Here is a 13,534-nt window from a genome sequence, read left to right as displayed (position 1 = left end):
GCCTTAGTGCAGTTGGCTGCTGATATCGACCCATCCCGTCGTGTCGTTGCGGTGGTCGTTCATGTCGCGGCATCGACCGTAGATCCGCGCGATTCCATGGTTCGCCGAGTCGCCGTCCTGGTACAGGATCGCGGTGACGCCGTCCTTCGACAGGGATTTGCTGAATAACCGCTGGTTAGACGGTAGGCCCGCGTTCCAGCCGTGGGCAACCATGGCCGCGGTGATGGTCTGGAAATATTCGTCGGGACGAGCTTCGGCGGGCAGCGTGAAGGTCAGGTAGACCGCCCCCTGATAGGGCGGGTCGTCGCGGTTCTTGCACGACATCAGCAGATAGCCCGCCGTCGGCTGCTGAAGCCGAGCGGCGGCGACGAGGCTTCTGGTCTGCTCGATGACCTCGGTCTTGGTCTCGTCGTCGGTGGCGGTATGGGTCGGGTGCTCAACAGCGTCAGCGGCGGATGAATGCAGCCGACCCACCGCCAAAAACGCGCCGCCAAGGAAGAGCACAGACCCCAGTGCCCCAGCGAGCAGCACCCGAGCTGCCGGCGAGCGAAGCCGCTCTGCGGGGCTGGACGGAGAGTCAGCCACCCAAGGCGGCGAGGAGTTCCTTGATCCGGGCCGCTTCGTCATCCGTCGGGATTTCCTCGGCCTCGATGGCGTCGAGGAGATCGGCCGTCAGCCCCGCGCCGTTGGCGGTTTCCTGCGCCGACAGTTTGGCCCGCCGACGGACGGCATACAGTTGTTGACCCAACGTCGCGCCGGGCGCGTCGGCGGCCACGGCCATCAGGTCGTCGTAGCGTGTTCGAACTCCGCTGAGCGAGACGATGACCGACGGCGTTGCCCTACCGCGAGACGCTGCTTTGGTGAGTGCCGTCTGCAGCTTCCGCAGCCCGGCAAGAATCACGTTGGCGCGTCCGGAGAACTCCGGGTCGTTGGTGTCGGGCAAGGCGTCGATCGCTGCGCTGAACATCTGCATCGCCGCCTCGACCAAGCTGACGATGACCGGCGCCTCGCCGTCATCCGGTCCGCCGCCCTTGGAACGCTTTGTGCTTTGGAGGGAATCAGTGAACTCTGCGTCGATGATGACCACCCGTCTTGATCGAGATAGAAGACGTCGAAACGCTAGCGCGGATTCATCGTCGGGACAAGGGTTGGACCCGCTGAGGGCGATTAGGTCCGCGTATCCGCCGATGGCGCAGAACCGCAGCGCCATTACCCGAAAATCTGCGGGCTGCGGCCGCCACCAGGCCGCTGGCAACGTCGAAAGATATATTCACACATCGTTCTTTGCTGCCCAAAAGAACGATGTGTTATCGCATATCCGCGGGGGTCGCATTGCAGGTCTTGTGAAGGTGCCGTGTCGCGAGAAGAGTAAATGCATGACCGAACAGAAATTGATTGAGCACTGGATTCGAGGCTGTGCGGTACAGCGGATCACGTTCCATGACGGTCTGGTGCTGAACCTTGAGGATTACAACGAACTCGTCATCTCGACACCGATAACCCTGACCCTGCCGGCCACCGCGAACTCTCCTGTTGAGGTTGTATCCGTAGACCCATGACCCAGCTGTCGACGAGCGACCACTTTTTGATTTCTCGGGAGCGACGTGCACCGACATCGTCTGGGATGACGCCGGAGACCTGCACCTGGAATTCTCGTACGGACATCGGATCGACGTGCCGCCCGACGATCACGTCACCGCGTGGGAGCTGTATGGCAAATACCACGGCTACGCCGTCTGCCTGCCGGGTGGCAAGGTGAAGGTGGTGCGGCACGACGTGCCGGACGGCAGCGAGGACTAGCGTCGACCGGTGAGACTCACCTTGCGGAGATTGTCGCGTCGGTGAAGATCGGCGTTTCCGGTCACCGGTCCGGGGCGCGCATGCTTGGATCGGCCCATGCAGGGTTCGGCGACGGTTCATATGGCGGCACCCGCGGACAAGATCTGGAACCTGATCGCGGATGTCCGCAACATCGGGCGGTTCTCCCCCGAAACGTTCGAGGCCCAATGGCTTGACGGAGCTAGCGGGCCGGCGCTCGGGGCGCGATTCCGCGGCCACGTCAAGCGCAACGAAATCGGGCCGGTGTACTGGACGACCTGCCGAGTCACTGCGTGCGAACCGGGCCGTGAATTCGGTTTCGAGGTGCTCGTTGGCGACAGGCCGGTGAACAACTGGCATTACCGACTGACGCCCAGTGGCGACGGCACCGACGTCACCGAATCATTTCGGATGAATGCCTCTCCGTTCACCACGTTGTATTACTGGCTGTTTGGCGGTTACCTGCGTCAGCGACGCAACGTGCGTGACATGGCCAAGACGCTGCGCCGCATCAAGGATGTGGCCGAGGCGTGAAGCGATCGAGCTGAGTGAGGTTGTCATGGGACAGTGGTCGCGCAGTGAGATCCAGTCGGCGTTCGAGCATCACAAACAAGTCGTCGTAGAGATCGGTTCCAGTTGGGATTGGTCACGGTTCGCCGATCAGTTCACCGAGGACGCAACCTACGTTGAGCACACCTACGGAACCTTCAACGGCCGCGAGCAGATCCGCGATTGGATCGTCTCGACAATGAATGTCTTCCCGGGAAGTGAGATGCCGTTGTATCCGACGTCGTGGCACTCCATCGACGAGGACCGCGGCTGGGTGTTCTGCGAGTTCCTCAATCGGATGCGGGATCCCGGTGATGGGAGCATTCACCAGGCGGCCAACTTGTCGGTCATGAAGTACGCCGGTGAGGGCCTGTGGAGCTATGAGGAAGACGCCTACAACCCAATGAACTTCCTGCCGATGGTCCGCGACTACATCCAGCGGTGTCACGCGCTCGGCACCGCCAGCGACGACGCGATCGCGTTCGCGAAAAACATGAACTGGGAACTGGCTTAACGGCTGACCCTGGCCTTGGTCGTAGGCTGGCGATAGCACTGCCCGACGATGTGGAGGCCCCTACACGTGGACATCGCATTGAAGCAGAGGTTGCACTGGCTGGCGCTGCACGGCTTCGTGCGCGGCGGCGCATCGATCGGCGCCCGACGGGGTGACCTGCAGGCTCGGCTGATCGCCGACCCGACCGTCAAAGCGGACCCGGTGCCGTTCTACGAGGAGGTGCGGGCCCGGGGTCCGCTGGTGCGTTCACGAATCGGCTACATCACCGCGGACCATGCAGTCGGGCATGAACTGCTGCGATCCGACGACTTCCGGGTGCTCTCGATCGGATCGAACCTACCGGCGCCGCTGCGGTGGCTGGAGGGTCGCGCCCGCGACGAGCTGCTCCATCCGCTGCGTCCGCCGTCGTTGCTGGCGGTAGAGCCGCCAGACCACACCCGCTACCGGAAGACGGTGTCGTCGGTGTTCACCACGAGGGCGGTCGCGGCACTGCGGGACGGGGTCGAGCAGACTGCGGTGACACTGCTCGATCAACTGTCCCGCGAACCGGGTGTCGTCGACATCGTCGACCGGTACTGCGCGCAGCTGCCGGCAGCGATCATCAGCGACATCCTGGGGGTGCCCGACGCGGATCGACGGCGGATTCTCGAGTTCGGCGAACTCGCAGCGCCCAGTTTGGATTTCGGCCTCACTTGGCCGCAATACCGGCGTGTGCAGCACGGGATCGCGGGATTCAACTTCTGGCTCGCTGAGCATCTGCAACAGTTGCGGCGGAACCCCGGCGACGACCTGATGAGCCAGCTGATCCAGAAGGCCGAAAGTGGTTCCAAGGAAACATATCTGGACGAGTCTGAACTCCGTGCGGTCGCCGGTTTGCTGTTAGCCGCCGGGTTCGAGACGACGGTGAATCTGTTGGGCAACGGGATTCGCATGCTGCTGGACACTCCTGAGCATCTGCACACACTGAGTCAGCGTCCAGAGCTGTGGCCTAACGCCGTCGAAGAGATCTTGCGTTTGGAATCACCGGTGCAGCTCACCGCGCGGCTGGCGCTCAACGACACCGAGGTCGCCGGCACCTTAATCAAACAAGGCGAAGTGGTGGTGGTGTACGTCGCCGCGGCCAACCGGGATCCTGCCGTGTTCGCCGATCCGAACCGTTTCGACATCGAACGCGACAACGCCGGTAAACACCTGGCGTTCTCCGGCGGTCGGCATTTCTGCCTGGGAGCGGCCCTGGCCCGCGCCGAAGGCGAAGTGGGGCTGCGAGCATTTTTCGACCGCTTCCCCGACGTGCGGTCTGCCGGCGCGGGCAGCCGCCGTGACACCCGAGTTCTGTATGGTTGGTCGACGCTGCCGGTAGCGCTGGGTCCGGCGCGGTCGATGGCCACCCGATGACTGAACGCCCGGCCTAGCCCCGCGGCGTACGACCGAAGTAGCCCTCCAACATCGTGGTGCACACTAGCTGACCGGAGCGGTTGAACATGGTGCCCTGCGCCAGCCCGCGACCACCGATGCCGTTGGGTGAATGCTGTTCGTAGAGAAGCCAATCCGACAAGCCGGGCGGCCGGTGAAACCGCTCTTCCGCTAGGCCAGGTGGTGACCGAACCAATCCAGCACCCGGCCCCAGGCATCGGCCGCGGCGGCAGCGTTGTATCGCGGTCCGGTGTCGTTGAAAAACGCATGGTCGGCGTTGGGTTCCACGACGATGTCGTTGATCAGGTCGGCACGGTCGAGGGCGGCTTTGGCCGCCGCCTCGGAGCTTGTGACACGGGTGTCGAGGGCCCCGTAGAGCGCCAGCACGGCGGCCTTGGAGGCGGCGAAGTCGGGGTTGTCCGGCAGCGGTCCGTAGAACGGCACCGCGGCCGACAGGTCCGGCACGCCGGAAGCCAGCAATTGCCATACCAGTCCGCCGCCGAAGCAAAAACCGACGACGGCGATTTTCCGGCCCGGAACGCGCATCTGCAGTTCGGTGATACCGGAATTCAGGTCCGCGATAAAGCGGTCCGGCTTAACGGCGCTCAATGCGGCTGTGGCCTGAGCAGGGTCCGCGAAGTGCCCGGTGCCGCCCTCCTCGGACAGCAGGTCGATGGCCAATGCCGAATAGCCGGCACCGGCGAAACGTCCGGCCACCGACCGCACCCAATCGTTCAGACCCTTGTTCTCGTGGATGACCAACACCCCGCGACGGGTGTTGTGGGACTGCGCCCAAGCGCCCAGAAGCTGTCCGTGTGGCCCGGCCCAGGAGATCGGTTCGGTTGGTAGCGCCCGGTCCATCCCCGGTGGCTGTGTCCCCGTCGTGCCCGATGACCCGTCCGGACGCGGTGGTTGGCGGCCGCCGCAGGCGGCGATCAATGCGGCCGCGGCCCCGCTGCCCAGACCGAGCAGCGCCAGCCGGCGCAAGGCTTCGCGTCGTGTCAGCAGGCCGTCGACGTGGTCGGTGGCAATCTCTTCGGCGATGTATTGCTGTAGCGACGTCACCTTGGGGAGTATGCGCCGAAAACCGCTGTGCCGCGCGGCGGTCGCTGCGACCGAGTTCAGCTGAAGCTGTTCGGGTCAGCCACCGGGATGAGCAGATGCGACGGGGTCGGTCCGCCCTGATGGAGCTGGTAGCTGCCGCCGATTAAGGCGCGGCGCGCAGGCTTGGTCGGGACCAGGTGCGGGAAGTCGTAGGTGGTCACCGTGAGACGCAGCCGGTTGCCCGGCTCGAGAAATACAGCGGTCGGGAAGATCTCGACGTCGTAGCGGGTCAGTTCGCCGGGAACCACCGGCTTTACCGCCGATCGGGTGCTGAAATGATGCGGCCGCAGGACGGTGCCGTCGGGCAGGTACCAGGTCCGATCCGGATCCAGCGCGCGGTGCGAACCGAGCAGTGCGCCCTCCGTCAACGGGCGGCTGGTGCCGTCGGGCGCGACGTCGTCGAGGTGAGCGACCCACAGCGCCTCGCCGGTGGTGGCCGTCGCATGCACGGTGAGCGTGATCGGTCCGGCGACCAATGTTGGCGCGCCGAATGGTTCGGTGGTGTACGTCAGTGCGCCGCGCTGCAGTCGCCGGTTGTCCTGGTCGTAGCGGGTTTGGCCGCCGCGCTGGGTGCGGATGAAGCTGGTCATCCCGAGGGTCCACTGCTCGACGCTTCGGCCGGCCAGCGGACCGCGCTCCACGTATTTGATTGTCGCCGTGGAGGTTTCCGGCGCGCATTCGATGGACAGTCGGCCGGACTGGGACAGGTAGAAGCGGGTCGGCGTCGCCTCGGCGAGCGGATAGTCGCGGGCGTGGAACCATCGCGGGCTTCCGATGGCCTGGAAGGTGAACGGCGATCCGGGTATCGCGGCTCCCGCCTCGTCGTTGAGCCAATGGTCGAACCAGCGCAGCTGCAGCGCGTTGAGGTGCAGGCCGCCGAAGTTGGACACGTGATACCAGGGACCCATCATCAGCCGCAATCGCTCGGACACCGGCTGGCCGGGTTGCATCGGCGACTCGTCGGGCCGCCCGGCGAAGGCGTTCTGCAACGCCGCATAGTTCAGTGGCGCGCCGCGCTGGAAGGCATCGTGCCAGCCGCCGACCAGAAAGACCGCCACGTCGTTGGCGACAATGCCCGGCAGCACCATGGCCGGCCGCGACGCATCCCAGAACGGCCCGTCGAAAGCCGTCTCACCGCCGGCGACGGCGTCGGCGATCACCGGTCGGAAATACCCCCGCTGATCACGCCCACGCTGCCGCACCCCGGCGAACCCGCCGGCCCGCGGCCGCGGATGCTTGCCGAAGTTGATCACCTCCAGTGCCGGGTTGAAGATGTTGAGCAAGCGGTAGACCGCCCCGTAAGCCCGCACCGTGCGCAGGTGCGGCGCCCCGCCCATTGTCGCCGCGTCGCGATAGAAATCGCGCGCGGCCATCACCGGGAAAATCGCCTTCAGCGGCGAGTTCGGCCCGACGGCGGCGGCGGTGAACAGCTGGTTGATCGCCAGGTAGGAGGTTCCGAACATGCCGACACGTCCGTTGGCGTTCGGCAGCTTCGACGCCCACTCGACCAGCTCGATCCCGTCCTGCGTCTGCCGCTCGCCGAACATCTCGAACGAACCGCCGGACACGCCGCTCCCCCGGACGTCGACCATCGCCTCGATGTAGCCGCGCTTGATCAGATACGGGGTGGCGCCACCCCCGATCTGCGCGGCGGGCGGCGGGGCCTTCTTGCCGTAGGGCGTCATGGACAACAGCACGGGGAACGGCCCGGCGGCGGGCCGGCCGGTCTCCGGCACCGTGGGGTAATGAATGTCGGCGCGCAACACGACGCCGTCGCTCATCGGTATCGCGACGTTGTGGTGCACACCCGCCCCGAACTGCGCCGGCCTGGGTGTCCAGGACGGCGTGAACGGCGACGGACTGGTCCTGCGGGCATCTGTCGTGCCGGCTCTGCGTCGGGATCGCACCGTCGCCATCCCCCACCTCCTGCGTGGTTGATTGCCTGCGGCGACTGTAAGGATTCGCCGATCGTTGCTCGACACGGGGGTTGCCTGCAAGTGATTGACACCAGTTGAGCAGCCCGGTTCGATGACATCCGTGGCGAAACGCGAGCTGGCCCATGCCGGTTGACGACACGGTACTCGGGCTGTGGCGTGCCCTATCGCGACGGGACTGGGACGCAGTCAAGACGTTCTTGTCGGCGGACTGCATCTATGTGGACATGCCGGTCGGACCGACCCTGGCGGCGCGTGGTCCCGACGACATTGTGAAGCGACTCAAGGTCGGACTCGAACCGCTGGCAGGCTATGAGAACCACGACGGGGTGTTGGTGGCTACCGGTGCCGACGTCATGTACGAGCATTCCGAGACCTGGCGGTGGTCGAGCGGCGAGACGGCTCTGCTGCGATTCGTGTCGGTGCACCGCGTCGAAGACGGCAAAGTGACGCTGTGGAAAGACTATTGGGACATGGGCAACATGACCGCTCAGGCGCCGCCCACCTGGTTAGAGGACCTGTCAAAAGCAGATGTGAGCTGGGTCTTTGATGCAACCGGGCTCGTCTGATCGGTGCCCGATCCGGCTTTATTCGTAGATAAACCAATGGAGTTATTTGTCGTTTCGCTATTGGCCGTCGACCAGTGGGCTGCCCTCGGCCCCCAAATCTTCAATGCTTTGCCGCTGCGCCCCAGAATGGTGCCCCCTTCTGGGCCGCTGCGCCGCAATCGGCGCGAGGCTTCTCCTCCTAGCCTCGCGCCAAGGGGGTCGGGTGGTTTTCACAGATTTTCCACCCGGCCCCCACCCCCTATCTGTCGAGTCCCGGACAATACGGCCGCAGCGGATCGGGCAGCGTTTTTGGCTCTGGGATCAGAGCTCGAGCGTCTGCGCAGCGTAGATCTCCCACGTCGCGATCTTCCCGGTTTCGGCCAGCAGCGCCTGCATCTTGGGGTCGCCGTACACCGCCTCCTGGATCTGGCCGAACTTGGTCCAGTTCTCGGCGGTGACGAGCATCGTCAGAACGTTCGTCTGCTGACCGCCGATCACGGTCACCAGCAGGGTGACGTTCTCGCCGCCGTGCTTTTTGACGATCTGGATTGCCTTCTTGAGCTGCTTCTGCAGCTCGTCCCACACCTCACCCGAACGCGGGTGGATCGCCACCACGCTAACAATCGTCATATTCCCCGACCTTTCTCTGTGAAGTTCACACCCCGGAATCCTCGACCACCCTCGATGGTGCGCGCACGAGTAGTTGACTACTCGTCTTTTCCCACTGGCGAACGCGCCGGCTTCCTTCTGTTCTAGGCGCGCGAGGGGCTTGATCCATTTCGCGATTGACGAGAATGCGGACGGGCCGCGCCACTACGTCTCGACTGCCGTGTCCCCGCCGGCCCGGCTGCGGTGCGCTAGGCGTCGAGCAGCTCATCGGCGCGACGACTTGACCGCTCGCCACCGTGCTCACGGCACACCCGGCGCACGGCGGCGAGCAACCGCAGCTCGCTGTCGATGGTCTCCACGGTTCGCATGGTGGGGAGCGTGTTGGCCGGGTGACCGCGCGCAAGTCAGACGAAGATCACCAACAAAACGATCACCACCGCTAGGACTATGAACCAGTCGAGTCGGTGGCTTCCGGTGCTGGGAATCTTGATTTCGATAAACAACCTCCCCCCTAGTCGCGGCCCCCGCCGCCCATCACGGAAACGTAGTGGGTAAACATACGGCCATGCGAAGAATCACAGCAACGGTTGTCGCCGGCCTGTCGGTGGTGACGGCGGTTTGGGTGTCAGCTGCGACGGCCAGGGCGGACGTGAAGTGCGACGGGAACGCGGGTGCAAACCCAGCGGCCCGCGAGTTCTATCAGGAGCAGTACGACCCGTCTGTTGCCAAACCGCTGACGAAAGATCTGGCGGCGTACCACAGCGCCGTCGCGTCCGGTGATCCGAAGGACATCGGGGACGCAGCCCGAACGCTCTACAGCGAAATCTCTTCTGACGTCGACATGTTCGCCACACAGAAGTTCTTCGGGTGCTACAGCCCCGCGGTGTTGGCGAGCTTGCAGCAGGCCACTAATACCCTCGCCTCCAGCTACGACAGCATCAATGGCGCGGCGGCGAACCTCGGCGGCAAGACTCCGGCGGACGTTCCGGGTCTCGTCTCCCAGGCCAAGCCACAGGAGAAGCCTTATATCGACGCCTTAAACGCCTATGCCTCTCAGTTCGGCGGACAACAGGTGCCGCAGTCGTAGCGGGCCGATTATGGTTGCTGAAGTCCAAATAGGCGCACCAACAGTGCTCGCAATTTACCTTGTTTTCCCAGGTCAGGGCACAGTGCTTGCTCCGATCTAGGGAAAGACTATTGGGACATGGGCGGCATGACTGCTCAGGCGCCGCCCACCTGGCTGGAGCACCTCGCGACGGCGGATACTAGCTGGGTATTTGACGCGACAGGGCTCATCTGAGCGTGCCGGCTAACTCTCGGTGGTCATGGCAGGCAGGCGTTCCCAGTTCCCGATCGTGGGGACGTCCTCGCCTTGGACGTCTATATAGGAAGCCTCCGTCAGAACCGGCGCCGAGAAACTCCGGCCGCCGGCTCGATTTTCAGTCACGCTGACGCCGTAGGGCGCACGGTCGACCTTGACGCTGGGGTCGTCAAGCTTTAGGCGCCACCGCGGTTGGTTCTTGATCGGCGTCAAGAACTTGAGTGCCTCTTCCGCCGTTGGGAATGACTGGCCAAAAACGGGAAGGGGCTCGTCCCAGCGATAGATCAGGTAGCTGACCGTCCCATACCAGTTTCGATACACCACCCAGTAGCCAAGGTGTGAGGCTAGCTTGCCTAGCTCCGTCACGCCGTGCCTCCTTCCGCCTCGAGAATCGCCGCAAGCCCCGACAATGTTTCCGCCTCCTCGATTCACGCGAGTAGGTCGACGGCAATGTCAGACCCGAGGAGGATGCCGCGTTACGAGCCGGTGAAGGAGCGGCATGTGCCGCCAAACGCTACAGGACTAGCCTGATCGACGGGCAATTCATCGCGCTTCCCTGGCTGGCCCGAGGAATTTCAGCGTGTAGGTGTCCTCGCGCCTATCCGGGTCCGCCGCCAGCTCCGCCAATTTCGCGTGTAGCTTGTCCAGCGTCTCCGCGACTTCAAATTCGCAGCCACCGGGACACGCCGGCAGGCTAAAGAAGCCACAGTGGAAGTGGTCTGTCCAGGGACGGCGTACCCCGCTCGGGTTGACGTAGCCGATGGTCGCGTGGGGTAGGTGGGTGATCAGTTCTCCGAGGAAATGATTGTTCTTGCAGTGAAGCGTCAGCAGGGCGGAGATGTGTGGCCCAGAGTCGGTGCTCATGCCCCGACTATCGGCGAAGGGTCCGAAAGCGTTTCGGGAAAACATTGCTTACGTCGAGGCGGGCTGCCCTGGAGCCAGTCGATAGATGCGGGCGGCGTTGCCACAAGCAATGAGGTCGATCACGCGGATGGCATCAGCCGCGCTCCAGTCGCCGTCGTTGACGAATCCGCTCAGCACGCGATGAATGCCGTTGCGCCACAACCTTGCACCGAGGTAATGCAGCTCAGCCGGGCCGAACCCGTCCGACGAGTACACGATTTTGCGAAACGGCGCCAGCTCCAGCAACCGCGCGATGAATGCCGGCGCACGGGCGCCCAGATGGTTGACACTGAGCCCGCCGTCCAGATAGACGTTGTTGAACGCCTGGGCCAGATAGCCTGCCTCGCGCTCGTACGGGTAGCAGTGCAGCAGCACGATCGGCGTCTCTCCGGACTGTTGCAAAAAGTCCAGCAGATACAGCGGATTGGCCTTGTGCAGATCGCAGTCCCGATCGCCGAAACCCACGTGAAATTGCAACGGTTTACCCACCCGCAGGGCCTGATGCAGCCCGAAGCGCAGCAGAACTCGATCTTCTAGCCGCACGCCGCCGCTGTCGCGCCATCGGGCGGCAGCCCCGGCGACCTCGGCCGCGGACGGTTCGGTCAGGTCGCCGTCGAACCCGCCGCGGTAGGCCAGGATGGATTTGGTGCCCACCGCCGTCGTCGCGCGCCGGTGCAGGATCTCCTGGAACGCCGACGCGTAGTCCCCAGGGGCGTGTACAGCCTGTTCGGCCACCTGCTCGAGACGAATCACTTCGTGAGCCCGGCCGCCCGACCAGTCGGCGAGTTGCGCGACGTCCGCTACGTCCTCGGCGTACCCGGTGTCCACCAGCCAGTCGCTGACGCCGGCAGCGGGCAGAAAGATTCGGGCCAACTCGGCTTCGGTGTGCTGGCTGCGTCGTTGCCAATAGTCGCCTGAGTCAGCGTGTTTGGGCAGCCCGAGTAGCGGTGCGCAGTGCGCGCGTACTGCGAAGCCAAGTTGTGAGTCGAATCCGGAGTCGAAGTCGGCGAGCGGTTCGGTGTTCGCCTCGTTGAGGCCGTTTTCGAACCGCTGCCGGTCCCCCGCGGTCAGCCAGCAACCGTGCACATGCTGGTCGATCAGCGGCACAGCCGCGATGTGGTCTGCCAGAGCCGAATCGGCGGCGTGGGAGACCGATTCCGCCACCGTCACACACTCCAGGCCATACGGAATTTGTCTGCCAGGTGCTCCCGGTTGAGATGGGAGTACTGCTCGTGCTCGAAGCGGCGGACCGCGACCACCACGTCGACGGCAGGATCACCGAGAATAGCGCGCAATCGCGTCGAATTATCCAGTGCGGCAATGGTTTGAGCTTGGGATCCGGAGAGCCGCACGATGCCGGCACGACTGCGATCCGAGTCGGACAGTGCTGCGGGGTCCACTTTGGTCTCCGGCGGCAGCACGGCTTTGTCCTTGATTCCGTCCAGCGCCAATCCGAGAATCGCCGCCGTGGCGAGATACGGGTTGGCCGACGGATCGACGACCTTGACTTCAACGTTGCCCCCGTACGGGTTACCGGGCCCACCAACGACGAAGCGCAACGCTGCTTCTCGATTCTCGGTCCCCCAGCAGGCATACGCCCCGGCCCAGTTACCGGGATGCAGCCGCAACCCGGACACGATCGAACCGCACAACATGCCCTGGGCCTCCGGCAGGCCGCGCAGCAACCCCGCCACCGCGTTCTCGCCCTTGCTAGTCATACCGCCGGTGCCTGCGCCATCGGAGAACAGCGGCCCGGCCGAGTTGGTCAGCGAGAAGTGCTGGTGCGCACCGCATCCGACATCGCCGACGAACGGCGCCGGTGACAGGCTGACACGCAACCCATAGCGGCGGGCAACGCGGCCGACGATGAGCCGGGTCAGCACCAATTGATCAGCCGCGGTGACCGGCGATTGCGGTGCCAGTGAAATCTCGAACTGGTTGGCCCCGTACTCGGCGTGAATCTGCTCGATGACGACACCGGACACGGCCGCTGCTGCGGTTACATCGCGAACGAAAGCCTCGTGTTCAAGGACACCGGCCAGGCCGTACTGCGCCCACAGCGTCGAGGGCAGCCGATGGCCGTCCGGATTGACCAACAGGAATTCGATCTCGTGGCCGACGATCGCCTCGATACCGGCTTCGGCGAGGGCCGCCTCGATCCGGCCCAGGGTTCCGCGGCTGCAGGCGAGCACCGGTGTGCCATCCTGCTCGAAGAATGAGCCAGGCGCCCAGGCCAGTCCATCGCCGACGATGTGCAACGCGGACAGGTCAATCCGGATGCGCTGATCACCGACGACGCCGATGTGTTCGGTGAACGCGATGCCGGTCTGGTCGATGGCGAAGCCATGCCAGACCCGGCTGGCGCCCAGACCGGGATCAGCGAATGCGTTGGTCCGGCGTATCGGTACGGTCTTGGCATGGGTGAGCCCGGCCGGGTTCACCACCGTGCCGATGACCGCGTCTACCCCTTCGGCCTCGAGTTGGGCGATCGTGGCGGCGGCGAGCGGTGTAGTCATGTGCCGGGCGGGCCCGGTGGATCAGACCCGACTCGGCAGCGTCAGCTTGCAGGTCTGGCCGATGTCCAGCGTCCGCAGCACCCGTCCCATTCCGATCCACAGCGCGCACGACAACGCCAGGTCGGCGAGTAGCTCTTCGGAAAAGTGTTCGCGGCAGCGATCCCAGAAATCTTCATCGTCGCGCAGCACGGTGTGCTCGGTGCCGAATCGGTGGGCGAACTCGGCGGCCAACCGCTCCTGGTCGGTGTATCCGGGCCAGGTGCGCCACTCGCGCGCATGTTCGTACAGCTCTTCATCGACACCGG

The 13,534-nt window shown here is 64.5% G+C and carries 16 protein-coding genes and 2 pseudogenes; 7 read left to right on the top strand and 11 right to left on the bottom strand.

Going from position 1 to position 13,534, the window contains the following annotated elements:
- Positions 1–3 precede the first annotated feature (3 nt).
- Together ACLQI9_RS11675 and ACLQI9_RS11670 are read right to left on the bottom strand one after the other, a co-directional pair.
- Positions 4–585, bottom strand: a complete 582-nt coding sequence (locus ACLQI9_RS11675) for a hypothetical protein (RefSeq protein WP_442377725.1) — start codon at positions 583–585, stop codon at positions 4–6.
- Positions 578–973, bottom strand: coding sequence for a helix-turn-helix domain-containing protein (locus tag ACLQI9_RS11670; protein ID WP_442377801.1), 396 nt, complete (start codon positions 971–973; stop codon positions 578–580). The genes ACLQI9_RS11675 and ACLQI9_RS11670 overlap by 8 nt, the downstream gene beginning before the upstream one ends.
- A 403-nt stretch (positions 974–1,376) precedes the next feature.
- Here ACLQI9_RS11670 and ACLQI9_RS11665 point away from each other — a divergent pair.
- The 4 genes and pseudogenes from ACLQI9_RS11665 to ACLQI9_RS11650 all read left to right on the top strand — a co-directional run bounded on the left by ACLQI9_RS11665 (position 1,377) and on the right by ACLQI9_RS11650 (position 4,276).
- A pseudogene (locus ACLQI9_RS11665) lies at positions 1,377–1,800 on the top strand (DUF6188 family protein).
- A gap of 96 nt (positions 1,801–1,896) precedes the next feature.
- Positions 1,897–2,352, top strand: coding sequence for an SRPBCC family protein (locus ACLQI9_RS11660; RefSeq protein WP_442377727.1), 456 nt, complete (start codon positions 1,897–1,899; stop codon positions 2,350–2,352).
- A gap of 25 nt (positions 2,353–2,377) precedes the next feature.
- On the top strand, positions 2,378–2,881 hold the full coding sequence (locus ACLQI9_RS11655; protein WP_442377729.1) for a nuclear transport factor 2 family protein: 504 nt from the start codon (positions 2,378–2,380) through the stop codon (positions 2,879–2,881).
- Positions 2,882–2,959: 78 nt separating this feature from the next.
- A complete protein-coding gene (locus tag ACLQI9_RS11650) occupies positions 2,960–4,276 on the top strand; it encodes a cytochrome P450 (protein WP_442391703.1) in 1,317 nt (438 codons plus the stop codon).
- A 13-nt stretch (positions 4,277–4,289) separates the two neighbouring features.
- Here ACLQI9_RS11650 and ACLQI9_RS11645 read toward each other — a convergent pair whose 3' ends face one another.
- Genes ACLQI9_RS11645 through ACLQI9_RS11635 form a run of 3 tightly spaced genes read right to left on the bottom strand, consistent with a single transcriptional unit; the run spans position 4,290 to position 7,179 of the window.
- Complete coding sequence (locus ACLQI9_RS11645) at positions 4,290–4,490, bottom strand: hypothetical protein (RefSeq protein WP_442377731.1); 201 nt, start codon at positions 4,488–4,490, stop codon at positions 4,290–4,292.
- Complete coding sequence (locus tag ACLQI9_RS11640; protein ID WP_442377733.1) at positions 4,466–5,359, bottom strand: dienelactone hydrolase family protein; 894 nt, start codon at positions 5,357–5,359, stop codon at positions 4,466–4,468. Before ACLQI9_RS11640 ends, ACLQI9_RS11645 begins: the two co-directional genes overlap by 25 nt.
- A 56-nt stretch (positions 5,360–5,415) precedes the next feature.
- Positions 5,416–7,179: a CocE/NonD family hydrolase gene (locus ACLQI9_RS11635; protein WP_442377805.1), complete on the bottom strand. Its 1,764-nt coding sequence runs from the start codon at positions 7,177–7,179 to the stop codon at positions 5,416–5,418.
- A 278-nt stretch (positions 7,180–7,457) separates the two neighbouring features.
- On the opposite strand from ACLQI9_RS11635, the gene ACLQI9_RS11630 reads away from it, so the two are divergent.
- The gene (locus tag ACLQI9_RS11630; protein WP_442377735.1) at positions 7,458–7,901 is read left to right on the top strand and encodes a nuclear transport factor 2 family protein; all 444 of its coding nucleotides are present in this window, start codon (positions 7,458–7,460) and stop codon (positions 7,899–7,901) included.
- Positions 7,902–8,201: 300 nt separating this feature from the next.
- Here ACLQI9_RS11630 and ACLQI9_RS11625 read toward each other — a convergent pair whose 3' ends face one another.
- Positions 8,202–8,510: a hypothetical protein gene (locus ACLQI9_RS11625; RefSeq protein ID WP_442377737.1), complete on the bottom strand. Its 309-nt coding sequence runs from the start codon at positions 8,508–8,510 to the stop codon at positions 8,202–8,204.
- A 544-nt stretch (positions 8,511–9,054) separates the two neighbouring features.
- Between ACLQI9_RS11625 and ACLQI9_RS11620 the strand changes: the two genes are divergently transcribed.
- Complete coding sequence (locus tag ACLQI9_RS11620; RefSeq protein WP_442377739.1) at positions 9,055–9,576, top strand: hypothetical protein; 522 nt, start codon at positions 9,055–9,057, stop codon at positions 9,574–9,576.
- Positions 9,577–9,672: 96 nt separating this feature from the next.
- Positions 9,673–9,789 (top strand): annotated as a pseudogene (locus ACLQI9_RS11615) (nuclear transport factor 2 family protein); the annotation flags it as partial.
- A 9-nt stretch (positions 9,790–9,798) separates the two neighbouring features.
- On the opposite strand, the gene ACLQI9_RS11610 reads toward ACLQI9_RS11615, so the two are convergent.
- The 5 genes from ACLQI9_RS11610 to ACLQI9_RS11590 form a co-directional block, all read right to left on the bottom strand.
- On the bottom strand, positions 9,799–10,176 hold the full coding sequence (locus tag ACLQI9_RS11610; protein ID WP_442377740.1) for a hypothetical protein: 378 nt from the start codon (positions 10,174–10,176) through the stop codon (positions 9,799–9,801).
- Between the two features lie 177 nt (positions 10,177–10,353).
- A complete protein-coding gene (locus tag ACLQI9_RS11605) occupies positions 10,354–10,674 on the bottom strand; it encodes a hypothetical protein (protein WP_442377742.1) in 321 nt (106 codons plus the stop codon).
- A 48-nt stretch (positions 10,675–10,722) separates the two neighbouring features.
- Positions 10,723–11,877: an amidohydrolase family protein gene (locus ACLQI9_RS11600; protein ID WP_442377744.1), complete on the bottom strand. Its 1,155-nt coding sequence runs from the start codon at positions 11,875–11,877 to the stop codon at positions 10,723–10,725.
- Between the two features lie 2 nt (positions 11,878–11,879).
- The gene (locus tag ACLQI9_RS11595) at positions 11,880–13,229 is read right to left on the bottom strand and encodes a glutamine synthetase family protein (RefSeq protein ID WP_442377746.1); all 1,350 of its coding nucleotides are present in this window, start codon (positions 13,227–13,229) and stop codon (positions 11,880–11,882) included.
- A gap of 21 nt (positions 13,230–13,250) precedes the next feature.
- Positions 13,251–13,534, bottom strand: a 284-nt coding sequence (locus ACLQI9_RS11590; RefSeq protein WP_442391698.1) for a carboxymuconolactone decarboxylase family protein, incomplete at its 5' end; no start/stop codon positions are given.

It is taken from the genome of Mycobacterium sp., from assembly GCF_052143115.1.
Classification (GTDB): Bacteria; Actinomycetota; Actinomycetes; order Mycobacteriales; family Mycobacteriaceae; genus Mycobacterium.
Note: the sequence above shows the minus strand (reverse complement) of the source record. Positions and strands in the feature narration are given on the sequence as shown.